General features: G+C 59.4%; 19 protein-coding genes and 2 pseudogenes. 5 read left to right on the top strand and 16 right to left on the bottom strand.

Annotation, left to right across the window (positions count from 1 at the left end; genetic code table 11):
- Positions 1-97: 97 nt before the first annotated feature.
- From FFM81_RS26350 to FFM81_RS26340, 3 genes are all read right to left on the bottom strand, one after another.
- On the bottom strand, positions 98-736 hold the full coding sequence (locus FFM81_RS26350) for an RES family NAD+ phosphorylase (protein WP_138386247.1): 639 nt from the start codon (positions 734-736) through the stop codon (positions 98-100).
- The gene (locus FFM81_RS26345; protein WP_138386246.1) at positions 736-1,512 is read right to left on the bottom strand and encodes a hypothetical protein; all 777 of its coding nucleotides are present in this window, start codon (positions 1,510-1,512) and stop codon (positions 736-738) included. The genes FFM81_RS26350 and FFM81_RS26345 overlap by 1 nt, the downstream gene beginning before the upstream one ends.
- A gap of 273 nt (positions 1,513-1,785) precedes the next feature.
- Positions 1,786-2,715: a LysR family transcriptional regulator gene (locus tag FFM81_RS26340; RefSeq protein WP_138386245.1), complete on the bottom strand. Its 930-nt coding sequence runs from the start codon at positions 2,713-2,715 to the stop codon at positions 1,786-1,788.
- Between the two features lie 96 nt (positions 2,716-2,811).
- Here FFM81_RS26340 and FFM81_RS26335 point away from each other — a divergent pair, with 96 nt between their 5' ends.
- Entirely contained in the window at positions 2,812-3,897 is a 1,086-nt protein-coding gene (locus FFM81_RS26335; RefSeq protein WP_138386244.1) for an aldo/keto reductase, read from the top strand.
- 560 nt (positions 3,898-4,457) lie between these two features.
- Here the strand turns inward: FFM81_RS26335 and FFM81_RS26330 are convergent.
- The 3 genes from FFM81_RS26330 to FFM81_RS26320 all read right to left on the bottom strand — a co-directional run bounded on the left by FFM81_RS26330 (position 4,458) and on the right by FFM81_RS26320 (position 11,565).
- Entirely contained in the window at positions 4,458-4,673 is a 216-nt protein-coding gene (locus FFM81_RS26330) for a hypothetical protein (RefSeq protein ID WP_138386243.1), read from the bottom strand.
- A 268-nt stretch (positions 4,674-4,941) separates the two neighbouring features.
- Complete coding sequence (locus tag FFM81_RS26325; protein WP_138386242.1) at positions 4,942-5,568, bottom strand: response regulator transcription factor; 627 nt, start codon at positions 5,566-5,568, stop codon at positions 4,942-4,944.
- Between the two features lie 51 nt (positions 5,569-5,619).
- Positions 5,620-11,565 (bottom strand): AAA family ATPase, encoded by a 5,946-nt coding sequence (locus FFM81_RS26320; protein WP_138386241.1) that lies wholly within the window; start codon positions 11,563-11,565, stop codon positions 5,620-5,622.
- 832 nt (positions 11,566-12,397) lie between these two features.
- Between FFM81_RS26320 and FFM81_RS26315 the strand changes: the two genes are divergently transcribed.
- From FFM81_RS26315 to FFM81_RS26305, 3 genes and pseudogenes are all read left to right on the top strand, one after another.
- Positions 12,398-12,919, top strand: coding sequence for a SixA phosphatase family protein (locus tag FFM81_RS26315; RefSeq protein ID WP_138386264.1), 522 nt, complete (start codon positions 12,398-12,400; stop codon positions 12,917-12,919).
- 324 nt (positions 12,920-13,243) lie between these two features.
- A complete protein-coding gene (locus FFM81_RS26310) occupies positions 13,244-13,606 on the top strand; it encodes a hypothetical protein (RefSeq protein ID WP_138386240.1) in 363 nt (120 codons plus the stop codon).
- Positions 13,607-14,219: 613 nt separating this feature from the next.
- Positions 14,220-14,463, top strand: a pseudogene (locus FFM81_RS26305) (hypothetical protein); the annotation flags it as partial.
- Positions 14,464-14,702: 239 nt separating this feature from the next.
- Here FFM81_RS26305 and zwf read toward each other — a convergent pair.
- The 6 genes from zwf to groES form a co-directional block, all read right to left on the bottom strand.
- Positions 14,703-16,172 (bottom strand): glucose-6-phosphate dehydrogenase, encoded by a 1,470-nt coding sequence (gene zwf / locus FFM81_RS26300; protein ID WP_138386238.1) that lies wholly within the window; start codon positions 16,170-16,172, stop codon positions 14,703-14,705.
- 382 nt (positions 16,173-16,554) lie between these two features.
- Positions 16,555-16,740 (bottom strand): helix-turn-helix domain-containing protein, encoded by a 186-nt coding sequence (locus FFM81_RS26295; protein ID WP_138386237.1) that lies wholly within the window; start codon positions 16,738-16,740, stop codon positions 16,555-16,557.
- A 66-nt stretch (positions 16,741-16,806) separates the two neighbouring features.
- The gene (locus tag FFM81_RS26290; protein ID WP_172644330.1) at positions 16,807-16,980 is read right to left on the bottom strand and encodes a hypothetical protein; all 174 of its coding nucleotides are present in this window, start codon (positions 16,978-16,980) and stop codon (positions 16,807-16,809) included.
- 376 nt (positions 16,981-17,356) lie between these two features.
- Positions 17,357-17,602 carry a hypothetical protein gene (locus FFM81_RS26285; protein WP_138386236.1) on the bottom strand — a complete coding sequence of 82 codons (246 nt, stop codon included), beginning with the start codon at positions 17,600-17,602 and terminating at the stop codon, positions 17,357-17,359.
- 59 nt (positions 17,603-17,661) lie between these two features.
- The gene (gene groL, locus FFM81_RS26280) at positions 17,662-19,290 is read right to left on the bottom strand and encodes a chaperonin GroEL (protein ID WP_138386235.1); all 1,629 of its coding nucleotides are present in this window, start codon (positions 19,288-19,290) and stop codon (positions 17,662-17,664) included.
- 45 nt (positions 19,291-19,335) lie between these two features.
- Complete coding sequence (gene groES / locus FFM81_RS26275) at positions 19,336-19,650, bottom strand: co-chaperone GroES (RefSeq protein WP_138386234.1); 315 nt, start codon at positions 19,648-19,650, stop codon at positions 19,336-19,338.
- A 281-nt stretch (positions 19,651-19,931) separates the two neighbouring features.
- On the opposite strand from groES, the pseudogene FFM81_RS26270 reads away from it, so the two are divergent.
- Positions 19,932-20,190 (top strand): annotated as a pseudogene (locus FFM81_RS26270) (aspartate-semialdehyde dehydrogenase).
- Positions 20,191-20,299: 109 nt separating this feature from the next.
- Here FFM81_RS26270 and FFM81_RS26265 read toward each other — a convergent pair.
- The 4 genes from FFM81_RS26265 to FFM81_RS26250 form a co-directional block, all read right to left on the bottom strand.
- Positions 20,300-20,506, bottom strand: a complete 207-nt coding sequence (locus FFM81_RS26265; RefSeq protein WP_138386233.1) for a hypothetical protein — start codon at positions 20,504-20,506, stop codon at positions 20,300-20,302.
- A gap of 40 nt (positions 20,507-20,546) precedes the next feature.
- On the bottom strand, positions 20,547-21,140 hold the full coding sequence (locus tag FFM81_RS26260; protein WP_138386232.1) for a general stress protein: 594 nt from the start codon (positions 21,138-21,140) through the stop codon (positions 20,547-20,549).
- A 27-nt stretch (positions 21,141-21,167) separates the two neighbouring features.
- Positions 21,168-21,485: a hypothetical protein gene (locus FFM81_RS26255; protein ID WP_025418464.1), complete on the bottom strand. Its 318-nt coding sequence runs from the start codon at positions 21,483-21,485 to the stop codon at positions 21,168-21,170.
- Positions 21,486-21,798: 313 nt separating this feature from the next.
- Complete coding sequence (locus FFM81_RS26250; RefSeq protein ID WP_138386231.1) at positions 21,799-22,821, bottom strand: sensor histidine kinase; 1,023 nt, start codon at positions 22,819-22,821, stop codon at positions 21,799-21,801.
- Positions 22,822-22,878 lie beyond the last annotated feature (57 nt).

The raw sequence follows: 22,878 nt of genomic DNA, 5'->3' as shown, positions 1-22,878 counted from the left end.
GCTTCTTCGAAGGCTTGATCCGTGGCCGGATATAGGCGTTGGCAGAAAATGTACGGTTCGGGAGATCCATTCTGCCAGTGATAGCCGTTGTCAGAGCTCAGATAATCGTTATCCCAGCTCGCCGCCCGTATCCTCGAATTTCCAAAAGAAGGTTTGGATCCGAACTGACATCGATGCAGTCCACAACGTCAAAGTCGGCTTCGTGAACGCGGTCGCCGAAAAAGATCACGCAGCTGTTCGGATCGCATTGCCGTGAGGTCCAGACGAGGCCATCCACGTCGGGGTATGCGTTGTGGATCGCACTCGCCCACAACACCGTCTTCCTATATGTCGACTTCGGCGTCTCGATCAGATTCACGCGCGAAATGCGCCACGCCTTGAGGTCGGGCGCGTAGAGGCTAACGACCCTCAGGTCCCTCTTCGGCCGGATCCGGCTGGTACTGCGGGCCAGGACGGTCGCCAGCCGAACTGTCTTGAAACGGGCGCTCGGGGCGATGTCGTGAAAAATGCTCTCAAAAGCGGCGGCCTCGCGCGTCGTGGCCGCGTAGAGCGACGGCACGCACAGGCCGGCAGCATCGTCGAACGGTGCAAACCGCGTGGGCTGCCCTCGGCACGGATTGAACTCGCCTGCACGGAATGCGGTCGCATGGGTGCGATGGAGCGTGTCTCCAGCTGCAACTGTTTTGACATTGATCGACGCGAAGGTGGAAGGCGGCGGCGGAACCTTCGTTCCCATCAGCCGACTACCTCCTCATGCTCATGCCTCGCAGCCGTTTCGAGCGCTTCAAGGTCATCGAGCCGGTCGATGGGCTCATCGTCATCCAGCCATCCGTTGGCAGTGACAAACCAAAGCGCCCTTTGCCAATTGGTCATGGATGCAGGAAGTGTCTGAAGCACTCGCTTAATTGCCGGATGCGGTCGACCGTCCTCAAACTGAAAGGCGGGAAACAACTCGCTTCCGCGGTATGAAAGCGAGAATATATCCCCGTTCTTCTTCCAGCGCGCCGCCGTGGCATAGCTGTTCTTTGCGTTGGATCCCGCAAGTTTATTGACGTCGGTGCTGCTTAAGTGAGGGATTTCAGCCACAAACCGATCGCGCAAATCGACGTTGTCGGCGGCCAGGATCCCGCGTGCCCTTTCCAGGTCATCGGGCAGCAGGACTTCCGCCAACTTCCCGATTGCCGCTTCGAGGCGTGCCTCATCGACCGTCTCGGTCACCCGCACTAGTGTTTCCGTGAATGTTCTCACGGATTGACGCTCAGCGTCCGAGAGTTCCGGCTGGAGCCGAAGGACGACGGAGCGGCCAAGCGCGGTCGCAGCCATGGCGTTGGCAAGCTCCGTCAATCTTGGGCCAAGGTCGCCGAAGGGGAGGCGGCCGGCAACCATCGTCGAGGCCATGATGTTGGCAATCTCCTTCGACAACTGGGAAAACAGGGCCTTCTCGTCCTTTTCCGACAAGCCGACGGAGCGCATTTGATCTGGCAGGAGCGACTCTTCAAAGCGGAACAGCATGGAAGCCTCGTGATACAAGTGACAAGGGCAGGTATATAACTAATATCACGTGATGTCGAGTTGAAGCCTAGGCCTAGCCGAATTCCGAATTCCGGTCTCCTCCGAGCCTGTTGGCGGCCTGGGACGGCCGCCCATGTCCGGCGCGGCAGAAATCTGGTCGGCTTCGAAAGGCTGTAAGCCGCTTCCGATTCCTGACCCTAACGCAACGCGGCAACTCGTTTGCTCGCCTCATCGGGTGATACCGATCGAAAGATCGCATGGATGCTATAGCAGCTACTCCTGGCCGACTTGTGTCTCTGGAGGCGGTCTAAGAGAGTTGCTGCGGACAAAATCCACGAAGGCACGCAGCGGCGGCGGCATTTGACGCCGGCTGGGATAATAAAGGTGAAAGCCGGGGAAGGGAGGTGTCCAGTCGTCAAGCATGCTGACCAGCCGGCCCGCGACGAGATATTCCGCCACATGATGATCGAAGAGATAACCGATGCCGATGCCATCAAGTACGGCCCGCAGCATAAGGTCGTTGTCGGTGGTGCTGAGTGGCCCCGAGACGGCCACTTCGAGCTTCTCGTCGCCGCGTTCGAATTCCCAGTGATAGAGGCTGCCATCCGTCGGCCAGCGGGAGGCGACGCAAGAGTGCTCGCGCAGGTCGCGCGGCGTTTGCGGCATGCCGTGGCGCGCGATGTAGTCGGGCGAGGCGATGACGACGAGCCGCATCTCACCGCCGAGCTTTACGCTTACCATGTCTTTTTCCACCATCTCGCCCAGTCGGATGCCGGCATCGAAACGACCGGCGACGATATCGGAAAGTTTGTCATCCACGATAATGTCCATCATGATCTCGGGATAGACTGCATTGAAGGGAGCAATCAAAGGCGCCAACGTGTGGACGATCGCGACCCTAGGTGCGTTGATGCGCAGGAGACCGGCAGGCTTGTCGCGCAGCGCCGACACATCCGCTACCGCTCGGTCGAGATCGGCAAGCGCCGGCAATAGCCGGGAAAGCAACCGCTGCCCAGCCTCGCTCGGCGCCACACTACGCGTCGTGCGGTTGAGCAGCCGGATACCCATCCGTTCTTCGAGCGTGCGGATCGTCTGGCTGAGTGCGGAGGCCGACATGCCGAGCCTTGCGGCCGCGCGGGCAAAATTGCCGTGTTCGGCAACTGCCGCAAAGGCCCTGAGTTCTGCATAGTCGCTGCCGCGCATTATGTTCTCTTTTCTAAATAACCCATGCCGATAATGTAGCATTGTGGTGAATATCGACAAGGCGCATCTTCTGGCTGCAACACAGGAGATCTATCCATGTCAGATAAAACAACCAATACACCGTCTCTTGACCGCTATCGTCTCCTCGGCCGTTCCGGCTTGCGCGTATCGCCGCTTTCGCTCGGCGCAATGACCTTCGGAACCGACTGGGGCTGGGGCGCCGATGAGCAGGAATCGCGTCGCATGTTCGACGCCTATGTCGATCGCGGCGGCAATTTCATCGATACTGCCAACCAGTACACGGGCGGCACGTCGGAAAGACTCGTCGGTCGCTTTGCCGAGGGCCGCCGCGACGAGCTTGTCATCGCCACCAAATATACTATCACCTCGCGCCCGAAGGATCCCAACTCCGGCGGCAATCACCGCCGCAGCATGGTTCGCTCCGTAGAAGACAGCCTGAAGCGGCTGAACACCGATTATATCGATCTCTTCTATCTGCACGCTTGGGATTTCACGACCTCCGTCGAGGAGGTCATGAGGGGGATGGACGATCTCGTCCGTGCCGGCAAGATCGTCTATGCTGGCATTTCCGACACGCCGGCCTGGCAGGTAGCGCGCATGCAGACGCTGGCCGACCTGCGCGGCTGGGCGCCGCTGGTAGCACTGCAGATCGAATACAGCCTGATCGAGCGCACGGTTGAGCGTGAGCTAATCCCGATGGCGCTTGAACTCGGCCTCGGCGTTATCCCCTGGTCACCGCTCGGCATGGGCGTCCTTACAGGGAAATATAGCCGCTCCGATCTTGACATCGGTGCCGGCACAGCAAGTGCGGTAGGCACCCGCAAGAATGTAGCTGCCGGCAACGGCTCGCTGACCGAGCGCAGTCTCGGCATCGCCGATGTCGTGAAGCAGGTTGCGGATGAAATCGGCAAGACGCCGGCGCAGGTGGCGATCGCCTGGACGCTTACCAACCCGGCCGTGATTTCGCCGATCATGGGTGTGAAGACGATAGCCCAGCTCGAAGAAAATCTCGGTGCGCTCGATGTCGTATTGTCTGATGAGCATCGCACTCGCCTCGCCGAGGCCAGCGACATCGTTCTCGGCTTCCCGCATGATTTCCTCGCCAAGCCACTGACGCGCGGTGTCATGTTCGGCGAAGTGATTATCGAGCCCCGACCCTGAGGACAACCAGTCGACGCATCGAGACGCAGCGGCGGTCGAACAATCGAACGCCGCCGCAGTTCCAGTTGAGCATCGACGCGCAAATCGGAGCGGCTCGAGCGGTGGTTTCAAACCATCCCAGGTGCGCGGCGAGCTGCGCACCTGTGAGCCCGAGTGCATCGCTTAACGGGCGCACCCATCCGTTCGGCAGCGCCTTTGATCCGGTCGATTGGCTGGAGGACCCGACGTCTTTCATCGAGCCGCAGCGGCATCTTGTGCGCTGGGCACCTGAATGCCGAGCTGGGGGATTTTGCGCGCAGGCCAAGATCGTGCGCCGACCTTGGTGTCGAAATTCGTTCCCTTTGTTTCAATTCCAGCCACCGGGACTGCCGCTCGAGCGCCAGCCGGTTCGCCGTACGCCTGGACCTCCCTGCTATGGTCAAAAGTGGCATGTCAGGTTGCAGGGTCAGCGAGCTTTGTTTGCAGCTTACCATTGTCCGCAGCGCCTTTAGGGTGTCAGCTCCCTCCATCGTCCTCTGTCACGGTCAGGACGAGCGGTCGGCTAGACGGCGATCGAAGAGTTACTGTTGTCTTCGATCGCGGTGCTCCCACTGGGAAGGTGCAAGGATAGCATGGGATTCTGCACGGTTCAGCGTGTTGACCAATTCTTCGGCTTCATCGACGGTAAGCATGTCCATAACGAAGCCATCGACGAGAGCTTTCCGGTCTGAAACCGTATCGATTACCGTCCAGTAGATGTTGAGGTTCTTCTGCAGGGCGTATCTCTGGTTTTGCATGGATGATTACCTTTCTTCGATCTTTCAGTTACTCGCATTGCGTCAACATCGATGAGCGTCCATCCCATGGTAGGTGCACGGACCCGACGCAGATTCTTGCACCGAGGCGCAACGTCCGTCCTGTCTCTGCATGTTTTTTCAGCTGGGAAGAGGATAAAGCCGGCGGCCCTCGGAACGTATTGCCGAATGAGATACGCGACCAGCCGAATTGGCGCCCCGACTATCCACCCGTGCCAGACGCCCGATACTTTGGTCTAGATGAGCGAGCCTACTTGACCCACGCCGGCTTCGTCGTTAATCCGAGGCTGTCCGCCATCCGGACCAGATCAACGAGGGATCTCGCCTGCATCTTCTGCATGACGTGGCCACGATGAACCTTGACGGTCACCTCGCTCAGGCCAATCTGAGCAGCGATTTGCTTGTTGACGCTGCCCGCGACCACCAGGTTCATGATCTCGCGCTCGCGCGGCGTCAAGGAATCATAGCGCGACTGAAGCTCGGCAATGAGCGCGACTTGCTGCCTGCGAGCGCAATCGCGCTCGATCCCGGCATAGGCGGCATCGAGCAATTCCTGCTCGCGCAGCGGCTTCGTCAAGAATTCGATAGCGCCGGCTTTCATCGCCCGCACAGAGATCGGAATGTCGCTGTGGGCACTGATAAAAATGACCGGAAGCTCAATTCCAAGGGACGTGAGCATGCTCTGAAATTCCAGGCCGCTCCGCCCCGGCAGCCTGACATCGAGAATGATGCAGCCCGGAACGTCAGGGCGCTTGCTATCCAAAAAATCCTGGCTGGAAGCGAATGTCAGTACCTCAAGTCCGACCGAGCGCAGGAGATCGCCGAGGCCTTCGCGGACAGACGCGTCATCATCAATGATGTAGACAATCTCCTTCATCCATGTCCCCAAGTTCTGCGCCGGTCAGGCGGCGCCCCGGACATGGATCCATTATTTCTCCTCGGTTGGTAATGTAAACTGAAAAATGGCACCGTGGGGCGCGTTTGGCGTGGCCCAGAGCTGGCCTTTGTGAGCCTCTATGATCGAACGACTGATCGTCAGTCCCATGCCCATACCCTTGGGCTTGGTACTGTAGAACGCCTCGAATATATCGCCGATCTTCGCCAGGTCGAGGACAGGTCCGCTATCGCGGACTGCCACTAAAACGGTATTGGGTGCTGCCTTTTCAGTGCTTACGATGAGTTCGCGCGTTCCTTTTGGCATCGCCGCCATCGCGTCGTTGGCGTTCATGATAAGGTTCAGGATCACCTGCTGGATTTGCACTTGGTCCCCAACGATCGGGGGCAAGCCGTCGGAGAGGTTCGTACGAAGCGACACCGCACTGCGTTCGAGGTCCGTCGACACCAGCCCAATCGTCTCGGACACGATATCGTTGACGTTCAGCCGGTCCCTGCGTTCGGGTGATTTCTTCGCCATTGCCCGAATCCGGTCGATGACCTCGGATGCGCGAAAGGCGTCGCTGATCATGCGCTCGATGGCGCGACGGGCGGAGACGATGTCACGGGGATCCGCGTAGAGGTAGCGAAGGCAGGCATTGCCGCTGCTGACTAGCCCGGTGAGCGGCTGTCTGACCTCGTGGGCGATGGAAGCTACAAGTTCTCCCATAGTGGTCAGCCTGCTGACATGGGCGAGTTCTGCTCGCGCAAGCTGAATAGCATCCTCGGCTTGCCTGCGGTCGGTGATGTCACGCGCCAGCGAAAGACGAAACCATTGCTCGTCCTGTCGGAATTTACCGACGCGAACCTCGACCGGAAACGTTGTTCCGTTCTTACGCCGGTGGAGCGTTTCGAAAGTCATTGGCTGTCCCGCGTCGACGCGATCCACCAATGTCGCGAGCGCCTTTTCGTCGATCGCTCCGTCAAAGTCGCGCGGGTGCATGCCAATCAATTCCTCCCGGCTGTAACCGAGGCTTTCACAGGCTTGGCGGTTGACGTCTATGACGGTCAGATCGTCGGTATGGAGGAAAAAGGCATCGGTGGCATGGTCGACGAAGGTCCGAAAGCGAGTTTCGCTCGCTCGCTGCCTTTCCTCGGCTCGCTTGCTCTCGGACAGGTCGAGCACGAAGGCCACGGCCTGGCGCCCGGCCCCCTCGAAACTTGCCTGACCGATCATCACCGGTACGTGACCGCCGTCCTTTCGCCGGTACACCTTTTCAAAGGGGCGGACGCTGCCGGTCACTCTCAGCTCGGTCTCGGTTTCGGCGTCACGCTCGCGCCATTCCGGCGGTGTCAGCTCTTTCTCGAGCAACTGACCCGCCAAGAGTTCGTCACGGCTGTAGCCCACCATTTGCAGGAACGCCTCGTTGGCCTCGATAATCCGACCGCCGATATCTCGGATAAAAATTCCGATGATGTTCGCTTCGACAAGCCGGCCTATTCGCGCTTCACGTTCTGCCAGATCGCGGTAAAGTCCGGTAATTTCGAGCGTGCTGGCAGCTTGCGAGGCGATCAACTTCAACACCGGAATGCGCCCCGGCGCGAAGACACGGCCCGCCAGAGTGTTTTCCAGATACAGCGCACCGATCAGCTTGGCGTGATTGATCAGCGGCAAACAAAGAATGGATCTGGCCGCGCGATGGCGGATATAGGGATCGGCCGCAAAGGCGCTTTGAGCCGAGGCATCATCGAGACTGACGATTTCGCGCATACGCAGGACGTAGTTGAGAACTGATTCCGGCATCACGCCGGCGATGGCCTCATTGCGCAACTCTATGTGGACCGCTTCGCCGCGGATCGTCGCCTCAGCGGCAACCCGCGGTTCGCCGCCACGCGACAGGATCAGAAGACCACGTTCGGCTCCGGCCTGCTCGACGGCCATTCGCAGGACCGTATCGATCAGCTTCTCGACGACGATTTCGCTGGAGACTGCTTGCGACACCTTGATGACGGTGGCGAGGTCGAGCTGCTCGATCGGCGCTTCGATCGTGCTTGTTGCAGCCGGTGCCGATTGTCCATCCCGCAGTTGGGGATAGGCTTCTTCGAGCTGCCGCACCTTGCCGTCGGCTCCCCAACTGAGATAACAGCGACGGGCGTTTTGAAGATAGAGGCGAGCAATCTGATCGAAGCCGCGCGCCCGGTAAAAGGCGGAAGCGCGCTCATAGGCGATCGCTTCATCCTGTGGGAGCGCGTGCGCATGCGCCAACTGGATCGCCTGTTCATAGAGGCGCTCGGCATGCAACTCACGGCTTCCCAAGCGGGCGATCTCTGCGCCAAGCAATGTTGCGCGGCTTGCGAAATTCTCCGGGCAGTGCGCGGCCCAAGTGTCGAGCTGCTGGCGGTGAGCGCGTATGGCCTTGCGATAAAGAGCTGTTTCAGGGCTCGATCCCTGCAAAGCAGAGGCCAATGAAAGGCCGGTGTAGAAGTGATATTCCGCCCGCTCGAAAATTGCGGGAGTCATCCAGAGGAGGCCTTCTGCTTTCGCCGCTGCCGAAAGTGCTGTGAGGGTATCCCCGGCAAATACACATGCCTGTAGCTTGCGGATCCAGTACAGGCAACTGCCCGGCTTGCCGTCGGTCTTAAGTTGGAATTGCTGCTCGTCGAACCCTTCATCGTTGAAGCATCCGAAGATTGGCGTCAGCCCGCGAAGCGTTCGGATGAGTTGGAGCTGCCCGCTGATGAAACCGACTGCTACTCCGAAGCCGGCCTGACGCGCGAAGTCCAGGCCGGCCTCCGCATCGCGCTGAACCTGCGAGAGGGGCTCGCCGGCGGCCAGAAGATAAGTCACAAGGTTATTCCGGCTTAAGACGGCGTAAGTGAGATCGCCGACCTGCTGTGCCGTTTCGAAGACGCGCTGCGCAAGCGCACGGCCGGTGCGGACATGACGCGACGACGATTTCGCAAGGTTACCGAAGGCAAGGTAGACACGTGCCTTCAGGCGTTCCATTCCAGGCTGTTCCGTCAGGTCCAGTCCGAGCACGCCGAACCGAAAGCCGGCTTCATAGTCGCCAAAATAGGGCCCGAGCACCGTGCCCACAGCAGTGAAGGCATAAGGCGATGTGTCGCTGTTGCCGTGCTTGAGGCTGATGTTGCCCATTCGCCCGATAACGAGGCAGCGCAGATTCTCGTTGGTAAAAAGGGCGGGAGTAACAAGTGAAGTCAGAACGTCCATGGTCGCGAGCGCGACCGGGTCCGCCATTGGGGGCGAGTTAAGCAACTCTTCGATAGGGCGGCCCCCGAGTTGTCGCCAAAGTCGCGCGTATTCCTGGCGCACCTGGCTCCTGGTCGGGTGGGACGACCACGAAATGCCGACCCGGTGCAGATAGTCGAGGCCGAATATGATGGCCTGATCGCTCCGACCGAGGCTCATGAAAAGGTCGACGCGCAGTCGCGTGACGCGGGCCAGATCGGCGAGGCTGGTGGCTCGGCTTGCCAATTCTGCGAGGCGGGCCTGCGCCTCCGCCGGTGCCCCGGTCAAGAATTCGCATTCGGCCCTGTGGAGTTCGAGGGCGAAAGCGAGTTCGTATCGGCGCTCCCAGGCATCGTTCGGCAGGTAAGCCGAACCCATGCCGGCATAGGCCAACGCCGCTTCGTACGCAGCCGACGCCTTGGCGCGGCGAGTGGCAAGCAGGTTCAAGTCCGCGAGACGCTCGCGCTCTTCGCCGGGCGCGATGAGCGCGCCGCCGCAGTTGAGTTGGCCGACAATCTCGAAAATATTCTGCTCGAGTGCCTCCGGCGGCGTATGCATCAGCAGGAGGCGGCCAATGGAAAGATGGGCTGCCGCCCGCTCATCTTCAGGGATCAGCCCATAGGCGGCCTCCTGGACACGATCGTGCAGGAAGCGGTATGACGACCCTTCTTCAAGCAGCACGAGTCCGGCCCGTGCCGCGGCCCAAAAGGCTGCATGAACCGCGTCGTGATTTTCGCTCCTGATCAGAGCCAGGGTATCAACCGCCGCGTGATTTCCGAGACACGCTAGCATGCTCAGGGCAGCCTGGGTGGTATCGGGCAGTCGCCGCAGCTTGCTTAGCATAAGATCCACGACGTTATCGGTATAGCCTTTGGCTCCGATGCGATCGAGATCCCAATCCCAGTGCGTCTGTTCGCGATTGAATTCGAGCAGGCCTTCGTCCGGCAGCGTGCTCAGGAACTGGAGCGCAAAGAAGGGATTGCCTCCGCTCTTTTTGTGCACTAGCCGCGCAAGCGGCTGGACACGCTTGCTTCCGCAATGAAGAGCGTCGGCCAGCATCCGGGTCAGATCTTCCAGCCTAAGCGGTGTCAGTACGATTTCATGGACTTGGCCACCGGCCTCCCGGATCGCTGTCAGCCGGCGGATCAGCGGATGGGTGGACGATACTTCGTTGTCGCGATAGGCGCCAATGAGCAGCAGGTGATGCATATCCTGCTGAGTGCACAAATCTTCAAGCAGATCGAGCGTTGCTGCGTCCAACCATTGGAGATCGTCCAGAAAGAGCGTGAGCGGATGTTCTGCTGTGGCAAACACTCGAAGTAGGCGCCTGATGTTCAATTGGAAGCGGCGCTTGGCGTCCTGAGGCGGCAGATCCGCAACCGCCGGAAGCCGGCCGATGAGAGATTCAAGTTCCGGAATAAGCGTTACCATCAGCCGACCGCTCGCGCCCAGTTCTTCGGTTAAAGCAGCCCGCCAGGGCGCCAGTTCCGCTTCACTCTTGCCCAGCAGCACTCGGACGAGTCCTTGCAGGGCCTGCGCAACGCTCGCATAAGGAATGTGACGCTGTTTCTGGTCGAATTTGCCGGAGGCAAACAGCCCACGCGGCACGAGCGCGCGGTGGAGCTCATTCACGACCATGGATTTGCCCACGCCGGCATGACCCGAAACCAGCACCAGCGTCGGCCCGGCGCCCGCGACGACCCGGTCGAATGCGGAGGTCAGGGCGGCGATCTCGCGTTCGCGACCGTAGGGCCGCTCGGAAATCACCAGTCTGTCCGGCACATCGCGTGTCCCGAGCGGAAATTCTGCGATCCGCCCATACTTCTCGCTCTCGACGAGGGCACGTCGCAGATCCGCCTCTAGCCCGGCGGCGGTCTGGTAGCGTTCCTCTGCGTTCTTGGCGAGCAGCTTCATCACGATTGCCGAGATAACGCCTGGTAGCTCTTTTACACGCTCGGACGGCGGCACCGGTCGCCTGGCAACGTGGCAGTGCACCCATTCCATCGGCTCCGAAGCAGTGAACGGCAGCTGGCCGGTGATCATTTCGTAGAGCGTGATGCCGACGGCGTAGAGGTCACTGCGCGAATCCACCGATCGGTTCATGCGGCCCGTCTGTTCGGGCGCCATGTATGCGAGGCTGCCAGCAATGACCTCAGGGGGCGCGGCGGCCTGACGCTCGCGAGAAAGATGCGACGCCACTCCGAAGCCCGTGAGACGGACCCGCCCTTCCGCCTCGTCCGCCATTATATTCGCCGGCTTGATGTCCCTGTGAATGAGGCCGCATCCGTGAGCCATGCCGACTGCCGCCGCAATGCCCTTGGCAAGACGCAAAAAGACCTTGAGTTCGGCGGGCGTGCCATGGCTGTGCCGTCCCATCAACTGCGGCAGGGGCACGCCGCCACAATCTTCGAGGACGAGTACGATACGACCATTTTCCGTTGTGAAATCGAGCGGTTTGGCTGCCCACTCCCGGTCGAGTTCGTCTCTCAGGCGATATTCGTGGGCCAGTCTGTCGAGGCTGGTTCGACTGGGATGTTCGGCTGCAAGCTGCACCTTCAGAACGGCTTTTGATGCGCCGTTGCCGCTCCGGATCAGTTCTCGTGTAAAGATGCGATCGCCGTCACTCCAGGACGATTGTGGCTCGTGGTACCGAAGGTCAGTTGAAGTCTGCTGGCCGATCGACGCGAGGGCGCGCTTCCGTCCGAACATGTTCTTCCTGGTCTTCTGCGCATCCTTGACCGTGTCGTCCATGGCACACCGCTCGCTTCGATGCCGCCCGCATATCATCGGAGGTGCAGGCATCGCAGATCCAATCAAGCTTCACCGACTTTCCTCTCATGTCAACGAGCCTATGCTTCGGATTGTTGAGGCGGTCGCATCTCTGCTGATCTTCCCCCGACGCGGGTTCCAGGGATGCTGTTAAGGCAGTTCCGCGAATAGCAAAGCTGCGGCGATGCGGTTGCATGCTTTAAGAGGCGCCGCGCCGGCAAGGGTGAAGGTCTTGCGGTCAAGCAAAACGCCGGCGCGGCAAAGTCGGCCCGTGATGGGAGGGCGTTTCTTTTAGGGCCGCTGCAACATTAACTCTGCCTGGAGCATCCTCGCTATTATGCCGAAGTATATTTTTTTAGCCCTTTCGCCCGATTTCCTAAACCAGCCCGATTCTTCTCTGCCGACCCCCTCGTGCAGAAGTCATGCGATTTGCTGGCGGAGCGCGTCGATCAACGGACCGCTCTCAGCGAACTGGTGCGCACGGTCGACGGCACGCTGCCGAGTAGATGAAGGGCTTTGAGGCAAATCGTCGGGAGCGCCTGCTGCAAAGGTAAAGCGCTTCCGAATTTCTCCGAAACACAGTTCGAAGTAGCCCCTGCAGCGTAGCACTGCGACAGCATCCCGTTCCTCGCGCATACGTAATGCCGAAAGGGATGTTCGAGTATCGCAAATGTAGGACCAAACAACTGGACCTGCCAGTGGCATAGGCCTAGTTTGCGGCCTGTATCGGAGGCCCCTTCATGCTCCAGGGGTCAACACGAAACGAAGCTCTCGCTGACGACATCGGCCTCGCATTAAAAGAAGGTTGAACCCGATCCTGCCGAAACACCGCCTCATCTTTCTGCGCCACGCGAAGTCCGTCTGGCCCGACGGTGTAGCCGACCGTGAACGGCCATTGGCGGATCGCGGGCGCAAGGCAGCCCCCGTCATCGGCGCTTATATGGTGCGCGAAAAGCTTATCCCAGATCTCGCCCTCGTCTCGCCGGCCCGCCGGGCGCAGGAAACCTGGAAGCTCGTCCGCAGGACCCTTTCGAAAAAGGTCTCGGAAGTCGAGGCGGCGGATATCTACGAGGTGTCGGCCGAGCGCATCCTCGATGTGATCCGGGCCGTCGAACCTGGCATCCGCACGCTGCTCATCGTCGGCCACAATCCCGGCATTGAGAATGCGGCCTCGCTTATCGTGGCGGACGGGAATGTCGATGCCATGGGGCGCATGCGGGAGAAATTCCCAACGGCGGGACTCGCCGTTATCGACCTCGATCTCGACGGATGGGACAAGATTGCGGTGCGTACCGGTTATCTCGAGCGGTTCGTAACCCCGCGATCCCTGGGATAATAAGGCCACTCTCCGGTTAGAATTTGGGGACATGGTGTACGGCCCTGGTTCTACCCCGCGCCGGCCGCTCGCGGTTTCACAACGCCGGATTGGCCAAAGAATCTATTCTCGTCAATGAAGCGGTTTTGACCATCGAAGCAACCGCCATATATCACCACAAATTGGCGGCCTTATTTCCAGTGATCCTCTCTCTTCTTTCCACACTTTCCGAAAGGAAGAGCTTCCTCTCTGAGGTTCCTCTCTCGAGCTTCCCAACATTGGTATGGTTTACACGGAACCAACCGGATGACCGGGCGTTTTTGGGTCGCGGGATTGGAGGTCGAAATGGCAAAGAAAAATAGCATTCCGAAGAAAATCGCTGGTTACAAGGTGCCGAAAGCTCTTCGCAAGTCGTCCCTGATTAACGGATTGCTCGGCAGCGATGTTGGAAGAGGCATCCTCGCCAATGCTCTGACGGCAGCTGCGGGTGCCGCCGCGGCGGTATTGGTTGAAGAGCACGACGAAGTTGCAGATGCAGCCGACCGAAACATGAGAAAGGGAAGGCGGGCGCTCGGAACCGCGGGGACCGCAATGAGCCGGGCTGCCGAGGCCGCGATCGAAGCGGTTAGGTCATCCACACGTGATGCGCTCCCCAAGAGCGTGCGAAAGGACATGAAGAACCGCCCTTCGGAAGGCGCGGTGCACTAGCAGCCGCGCCCGAAGATGCGGGTTTTCTGGAACGCTACGCCGTTCAACGCTTCGCGCGCTCCGGGGTCGAAAAGGCCGCGGTGTCGGGTGTCGCACGGATGTTTGTGCGCTTGGTCAAACGACATCCGCTTGTAGCAGCGGAGCTTCTGATCGCAGGGGCTGGCCGCGCAGGCAAGGTCGGTTGGGACGAGCTGGAACAGCGGCTCACTGGCCGACGCAACGGCGATGTCGAGCCGATTACGCACTCCGTCCCACTTATTGGATCATCGAACCAGGGAAGCGATGAGGCAGAATAGTCTCAACCGCGGCGCTCCACGATCGCGCTACCCAGCCGCCATGTCGTGTCGGAGCCAGCAAGGTCACTAGCGGCAAGGCTGATCCCAAGGTGGCGGGTAGTCTCAAACCGAAAGCCGAAGGGGGCGTCATAGCACCAAATGGGCGGAATTCGATTGCCGCGAGTCTTTCTAGCAACACCTATGTGAGAAGTGGAATCATGGAAAGATTTGGCTGGCCTAAATCGTTTTAGTTGCGGTACTCTTAGAACTGCAAAAGCGATTTGCACTGGCGGGACAGCTGGAGAAACCACGTCCCCATCTCCTAGAGCAGGACCTTGATGAACGCGGATATGATAGCCGACTGGGCGGTGGAAAACGGATTCCATGCGATTGATTCGCGGAGTTATCGTCGCCATGATAATGCAGGGGTGATCACGATTGAAATAAAGAGGATGTCATTCCTCCTCATCGATGAGAGGCAAGGACTGCGACCGCGCCTGATATCGCGGTTGTTCAAAGACATTCCCCTTAATGGCGGGCGTGGCCGTTTGCACGGTTTTCTTTGACCGCTATCCAAATCGCTGCGTCCTGACGCGATCTAACAGCCCAGCCAATTTACCAAGGCGGCGGACCGGCAGTATCGAGTTGCCATGTCAATCAGCAAGGCGATAGTGACCCTTCAGGAGGCGTGGGCATTTGCACGATCCGGCCGTATCGAAGATCTGGAGCGAGCACTTACCGGGCCGAAGCGTCATTGTATTGGGATTTTTCGCAATCGGTCGGCGCCATTCTGGTCGCCGGCATCGTCCAAACGTCGACCGTCAATCACGCTTTGCCGCATCCCTCCAGGCGCGCTCGAACGGTAGGCGCCATGCGTGTGGGGCAATGAGTTGGTGGATCGACTTCGGCCCCCAGCCGCCCTGGTCGTAGAGGCGTACGGGCGGCGGGTTATCGAGGAGAGGTTGCGAAATCTCCCAGAGCCGCTCAATACCCTCGGCCCTAGTGAACAGCGTGTGGTCACCGCGCATGGCGTCGAGGATCAGACGCTCATAGGCCTCCAGAACTTCGCCAATCAGGCCAGTTTCGCTCATGGCGAATTGCAACGAGAGCTTGTCGAGCCGGAAGCCCGGTCCAGGGCGCTTGCCATAGAAGGAAAGCGAGACCTTGGAGGCATCAGCAAGGTCGAAGGTGAGGTGGTCTGGGCCCTGTGCCCCCACGCCAGAGCCCGCAGGAAACATCGATTTAGGGGGCTCGCGGAATGCGATCGAAATAATTCGCTGCCCCTCGGCCATCCGCTTGCCGGTACGCAGGTAGAAGGGGACGCCAGCCCAGCGCCAGTTGTCGATGGCGCATTTCAGGGCGATGAAGGTGTCAGTGTCGCTTTCGGGGTCGACGCCAGGCTCATTACGGTAGCCAATGTATTGACCGCGCACCACGTCGCGCGGCTCAATCGGCAACATGGAGCGGAACACCTTGTTCTTCTCTTCCGAGATTGGCGCAGGCTCAAGGGCAGTGGGCGGCTCCATCGCCATGAAGGCGAGGATTTGGAAGAGGTGGGTCACCACCATGTCACGATAGGCGCCGGTGGTCTCGTAAAAGGCGGCGCGGGTGGAAAGGCCAAGCGTCTCCGGAACGTCGATCTGCACATGGTCGATGAAGTTGCGGTTCCAGATTGGTTCGAACAGGCCATTGGCAAATCGGAAGGCCAGGATGTTTTGCGCCGGCTCCTTGCCGAGGAAATGGTCGATGCGGAATATCTGCTTCTCGTCGAACACTTCGTGCAGCTTCTTGTTCAGTGCAACGGCACTGGCAAGGTCCGTGCCGAAGGGCTTTTCCATGATGATACGGGAGCGTTCAGTCAGCTCCGCCTGGGCGAGGAGTTGCACGGCCAGAAGGGCGGCGCTTGGTGGCACGGATAAATAATGCACGCGCCGCGTTTCGGCGCCGAGTGCTTCTTCGGCCCTGTCGACCGCCTCCTTGAGAGCATTGGCGCCAGCAGCGAGCGGGACGTAGTCGAGCGACGCGGCAAACGCTTCCCATTCGGACTGCGAGAACTTGCGTGTCAAGAACTTGTCCAGCGAGTCACGGGCGATGGTGCGGAACGCATCCGCATCGATGTCGTCGAGCGAGACGCCGATAATGCGACATCCTGGGATAAAGCCCGCATTGGTGAGGTGGAACAGCCCGGTCAGTAGCTTGCGCCTTGAGAGATCACCCGTTGCGCCGACAAGAACAACGACCTGTGGATAGCCGGGACCAACCCGAGTTGAATTCTTGCGCAAAACACTCATCCTCAAGTCTTTCGTTGTCCCTTGGGATGGAGGTCGACCCCGCTCCGCGCCGCGAAGCGGCTATCTTCGTGCGGAATGCCATGGCGTTGAAGCTCACCCCTCTAAGGTTGCATAGAGGCATGGATTGCCCAGCGGAGCAAGGGGGCGGCAATATGGTGCCTAAGTGCCGCGTCTTAGAGACTTCGGTCGCCGCATGTCGACTTTCTTTGATAGCAACGTCTTGGCACCGCATGATGACCCAGCTCAGAGGCGCAGGGCGCGTTTATTGACAGCACCGGCTACCGGCGGCGAACCCCAGACGAAGCGCAATGCAAGATAGTCCGGCGGATTGCCCCAGTCAGTTTCCGCGGTGTGGAATTTGTTCGGCTGAACGCGCCGGTTTTTACTTCAGCGCGTGCTCGATCCGCTCGATGTTGTGGGCCGGCACGTTGTCGCCACGCTCGGCCGCCTCGATTTCGTCGACCGTCAGGCCAGTCGTGATCGCCAGATCTTCCAAGCTGTAGCCCTTGGCGAGTCGACCTTCTTGCAATGCAGTAGTCGCCTCGATATTCCTCGAAAGGTGATCCATCGTCTTCTCCGATTTTTTGAAATTGAATTCTTGCACGAGGATCCATTCCTCGATGGCAGCCGGCGTTCACTTCTGCGGCGTCGCTTCCGAAGATGCAAGCCTGAGCTGACGCAGCCGCTCGGTCTTTTCTTCGCGACGCTGGCGTTCTTCGGCGGCTGATTCCTGCGCAATCATGTTCGTCCGCTCGACCGCGGCCGCGCGTTGGCCGACGGTCAAGGTTCTTTTGATCCTCGATACCATGTTATATCCATCTAAGAGAGTTTACCGATATATGGTGGTCAGATCCCAGATCCCCAATACATAGCTGCTCTTCGCTAGGCGCGTGGGTCAGCCTGGTGACTGTCGGGAGCCGTGCTCGTTTATCGGTCGCCGTATCGATGGTCCTTGTCGTAACGGGCGTAACAAAGGCAGCGATGCCAAGCAGGATCGCAAATATGCCCCGCAGCGCCCATGAGGCCAGCATGGCCCGGATGATCAAAATGCATGGCCGAGCGCAACAGATGCGCGGCGCTGATTGTTGCTACGGCACGCTCGGCTGCAGAATTGCTGTCAGTTCCCTTTCTCATGTTCCGACTCCACGAATATAGACCAATGGACTTTGTCGACGCTCCTATGGTCACGCTGCCTGGGCAGGCTGCTTTTCGAGCAGTCCGCGCGCGCCCTGAACCATGGTCTTCAGGTGCTCGGGATTGTGAACACCCTGTCGATAAAGCTCCACCACGATCGCCGCGATGCGTTCGGCTTCTTCAGAATTGCGAGGCACGTCCGCCATCGTACTGAGGTCATCGAAGACGTGCTGGCAGATTTCGAGATCGCGGGAATCGAACGGCACTTGCGACCTCTTGATGATCGTTTGAACCATTTGTTCCTCCACTGCTGGAGGCCCGCCCTTGAAGGAAGGGCGGGCCGGCGTCGATTGCCTTAGAAGTCCATGCCGGCACCGGTGGGGATCGCCGGAGCGGCTTCCTTTTTCGGTTTTTCGGCGATCATGGCTTCCGTCGTCACCAGCAGGCCGGCAACCGATGCTGCATCCTGGAGCGCGGTGCGCACGACCTTGGCCGGGTCAATGACGCCCTGCGTATAAAGGTCGCCATATTCGCCGGTTTGGGCGTTCCAGCCGTAGGAGAAGTCGGACTTCTCGCGCAGCTTGCCGACGATGACGGAGCCTTCGGCGCCGGCGTTTTCGGCGATCTGACGGACAGGGGCCTCTATCGCACGTCGGACGATGTCGACGCCGACACGCTGGTCCTGGTTGGCCGTAGTGAGATTGTCGAGCGCCCTGACGGCCCGCAGCAACGCCACACCGCCGCCAGGGAGAATGCCTTCCTCGACGGCCGCCCGGGTCGCATGCAGCGCGTCGTCGACTCGGTCCTTCTTCTCCTTTACCTCGACTTCAGTCGAGCCGCCGACACGGATGACGGCAACGCCGCCGGCGAGCTTGGCCAGGCGTTCCTGCAGCTTCTCGCGGTCGTAGTCGGATGTCGTTTCCTCGATCTGCGCGCGAATCTGGGCAACGCGGCCATCGATCTCCGATTTAGAGCCGACGCCGTCGATGATCGTCGTGTTTTCTTTCTCGATCGTAAACTTCTTGGCGCGACCGAGCATGTTGAGCGTGACATTCTCCAGCTTGATGCCGAGGTCTTCGGAGATGACCGTGCCGCCTGTGAGGATGGCAATGTCTTCCAGCATCGCCTTACGGCGATCACCGAAGCCCGGAGCCTTGACAGCAGCGATCTTAAGGCCACCGCGCAGCTTGTTGACGACGAGGGTCGCAAGAGCTTCGCCTTCCACATCCTCGGCGATGATGAGGAGCGGCTTGCCGGACTGCACAACAGCTTCGAGGACCGGCAGCATCGACTGTAGGTTGGAAAGCTTCTTCTCGTGGATGAGAATATAAGGATCCTCGAACTCGACGCGCATCTTCTCGGCGTTGGTTACGAAATAGGGGCTGAGATAGCCACGGTCGAACTGCATGCCTTCGACGACTTCAAGCTCGGTTTCGGCCGTCTTGGCTTCCTCGACCGTAATGACCCCCTCATTGCCAACCTTTTCCATTGCCTCGGCAAGATACCGACCGATCTCATCGTCGCCATTGGCTGAAATCATGCCGACCTGGGCGATCTCCGAATTGTTGGAAATCTTGCGCGCGTTGGTCTTCAGTTCCTTGACGAGAGCGTCGACAGCAAGGTCGATGCCGCGCTTCAGGTCCATCGGGTTCATGCCCGACGCCACCGCCTTGGCGCCTTCCTTGACGATCGCCTGTGCGAGAACCGTCGCGGTGGTCGTGCCGTCGCCGGCGACATCATTGGTCTTGGAGGCGACTTCGCGCAGCATCTGGGCGCCCATGTTCTCGAACTTGTCTTCGAGTTCGATTTCCTTGGCGACCGAAACCCCATCCTTCGTTATGCGGGGTGCGCCGAAGGACTTGTCGATAACGACGTTGCGGCCTTTCGGGCCAAGCGTCACCTTCACAGCGTTGGCAAGCACGTCGACCCCACGCAGCATGCGTTCACGGGCATCGGTGTGGAACTTGACTTCTTTCGCAGCCATTTCTTTAACTCCTAATAGGCAGCTAGCTTAACGAATGGGTCGGTCTCAGGCGGCCCGCTTCTGCGCCGCCGGGGCTTCAATGATTCCCATGACATCGCTTTCCTTCATGATCAGCAGGTCCTCGCCGTTGATCTTGATCTCGGTGCCGGACCATTTGCCAAACAGGATGCGATCGCCAGTCTTGACGTCGAGCGCCTGGACCTGGCCGGTGTCGTTGCGTGCACCCGGGCCGACGGCGATGACCTCGCCTTCCTGAGGTTTTTCCTTGGCTGCATCGGGAATGATAATTCCGCCCTTGGTTTTCTCTTCGGACTCAACCCGGCGGACAAGAATGCGATCATGAAGCGGTCGGAACGACATGTTTTCCTCCGATGGACAAACAATGATGACGTTGTTCCCCTGGCCGGACCGGATGACCAATCCGGGCGGGTGCAAAACCTCAGTCGAGCGTCCTGCGCGAGATGATTTGGTTTGGCGGTTTTTTGATTTCAAGACGTCAAAACAAAAAAATTAGCACTCTTCATTGGCGGCTGCTACCGCACTGGAAAGGAAACAATAACGTGGCGTCGAGCATTCGAGAAATCGTTGATGGCTGCAAAAAATTGCGCCACCTTCAGATTGCTACGACACGGAGATCGAGCATGCGATATTCATCGGATCTGGGAGCGTCAGCTCACTGGTTATGGCCTTATCACCGCGCATATTCTCTATTGCATTCCCCTCCAATCCCTCCCGCAGACTCATGTCTGGCAGGATTACGATCTGGCTCCCGATTTCCCCGAGATGCAGAAGCTCCTCAACTACTGGCAGGCCTTGACGGGCCTGGGTTCCGTGCGTTCGCATCTTGATCGGACCGGACGACTGGCGCACGCGTTGAAGGGCGAGTTCAAGCTGCACTGAGACGTGAATCCGGATTTCGCGTCTCTTTTTTTCAAAGAGCGAGTTGGGATCGCGCAAACGAGTTGCTCGCAGTGACGAAAAAAGAGCCTCGACGGGGCGATGGAGGATTTCAATGGCTATGGGTATCCGCGCACCAGAGATGATCTGAAAACCAGATCGCTGATTGTTCCGATTGCACGAACCTCACGTCTTTTTCTGGCATTTCCCTGACGGGGGCTCGCAGACCAGCGGTGCTCACGGTGGCAGGCACATTGCCGGCGAGACCGGCTCCGCCGACCGTGACACCCAGATCGAAAATTTCGCCGGTCTGCCGCATGAAACGCGCGCCCACCGCTGGGCGCGCGGATCCATAGAGGTTAAAGGCGGTAACGACTACGTTCGCGTTCGATCTGTTCCGGGCCATAGGGGTCGAGCGTGTCGTCGAACCTGGTCCAACCCTCTTTGGTGTAGGCGGCACGGCGTGCAGCCGGGTCGACCCAGTTGGAGCGCTTGAGGATTGCTTCTGCTTCTGGGACAAGCGCGTCCTCAACCCTCGCAGTGACCAACGAGCCGCCCCGGCGGACACCTTCAGCATAAACATTTGCATCCTCGTCAGACACACCGGAACTCGTCATTGCGCCGATGATGCCGCCTGTCGCACCGCCGGCGACCGCACCGGCGGCAGCGCCGGCAGCGGTTGCCGCCAGCCAGCCGGCTGCGACGACCGGGCCAACACCAGGAATGGCCATCAGGCCAAGGCCCGTCAGAAGGCCGCCGGCGCCGCCCACAACTGCGCCGATGCCGGCACCTGCGCCCGCACCCTCGCCTGCATTCGAATGCTCGCCGTGGCGGTTGTCGGCATTGTTGGAAACGATGCTGATGTCGCTAGAAGGAACGCCGGCGGCTTCAAGCGCGCTGACTGCAGAACTGGCGTCGGTATAATCATCAAAAAGTCCAGTTACGGTTCTCATGGTTATTCTCCGGAAGGATTTGTTGCGTTACTTGGCGACGATGTTGCCCTGGTAGTCGAGAGCGATCACGACGGCCTTGCCGTCCTTCATGCCCGACGCCATCCAGATGCCCTTGTCATCCTTCTTGAGGTCCTTGACCTCAGTATAGCCGGCCTTTTCAATACGGTCCTTGGCCTGACCCTCGGTGAAGCTGTTGGCGCCTTCCACCGGGGCGGTCGGGTTGTTTGAGTCAGGAGTTGCGACGGCCGGCGTCTTGCCGTCACTTGTCGTTGCGGGCGCCGTCTGGGCCACGGCTGACAATGCCGAAGCGCCCAGAAGCGCTGCGGCGAAAATAAACGTTTTCATGGGATTTCCTCTCGTGCCGAATTATCAGATTCGCGAGTTAGAAACCCCAGATGAGCTTCTTCGTTCCACCGTCCGAAAATAAAGCGCGAATGCTTTTCCTTGCCTGATTTGCAGTGAACTCGAATGTCCGGCGCGCGGACTCGCACAGCAAACGCGACGGGATCGAGGGCGGTGCCAAGATTGCGCAACCAAGTCGCGTTGTGAATGCTGCGGTGGGATGGCGACGAGGGGCAGAGCGAATCCGCCCGATACCGAACGAAGCCCCTTAGGATCGCGCTCTCATCGCAGCTGATCCAATGGCTTGTGCACTAAACTAGCTCTGAGAGTTGGAACAATTTTGATCCTGCAGGCTCTGGAGCGATGCGTCGAGGCTCAGTACCAGGCCCGACGGGGCATAATCAACAGCGACCTTTCCGAAAGCAGACAGGCTGGAATAGATGAGCCGGGAGCCGAAGCCCCTCCTTTTCGGAGCTTCCACAGCCGGGCCGCCGCGCTCTCGCCAACGCACGTCGAGGCGATTGTCGCCCGCTTCTCGACGCAGGGACCACTCGATTTCGACCACCCCGGTATCCGCTGACAGGGCCCCATACTTCGTCGCGTTCGTGACAAGCTCGTGCAGCACAAGAGAAAACGCTAACGCAGCCTGGGGGTTCAGTTCGACGGTGGGACCACGTGCTTTGAAACGTTCCGATCCAAGTCCGAGATTGCTCGCGGTCGCCTCGACAATCGCGTCCATTGTCGCAGACAGCCAGTTCTTCTGCAGCAGAATGTCATGAGCGTGGGCATAGGCGTTGATGCGCGCCAATATCGACTGCTCGGCGTCCTCCATGCTGATGGCGCTTCTGAAGGACTGGCTGATAATAGCCTGAACGACGGACAGAGTATTCTTTATCCGATGCGAGAGCTCGTGCATTAGTACGCGCTGTCGTTGCTCATTTTCTCGCTGCTCGGTTCGATCCCTGAGTATCTTCAGGAAACCTTCGAGTTCGCCGTCATCCGACCTCAGCGCCATCAACTGGCCCGATGCCCAGAATAACGAACCGTCCTTTCGAATGTGCCATCTTTCGTCATCTGCATGGCCCTCGGCCAAAGCCGCGGTCATCTCTCGCAGAGGTACCCCCGTCTCCCGGTCCGCCGGCGTAAAGATTACGCCGATGGGCTCGCCGATGACTTCGGCCTCGTCCCATCCGAGGATCCGGCGCGCACCTTCATTCCATGTGGTCACCCTGTGATCGAGATCGACGGAGATGATCGCATATTCGATGGCACTCTGGAGGATAGCTTCGAGAAAGCGTTCTCGTGCGCGACTGGAATTGAAATAGGGGTTCATGATCATGTTACACGCCTGATCCACCAGGTCACGAGCTGATGACTTTCTCAACACTATACCGGA

Source organism: Rhizobium hidalgonense, from assembly GCF_005862185.2.
Lineage (GTDB): Bacteria > Pseudomonadota > Alphaproteobacteria > Rhizobiales > Rhizobiaceae > Rhizobium > Rhizobium hidalgonense.
This window is presented reverse-complemented; position numbering and strand designations above follow the sequence as displayed.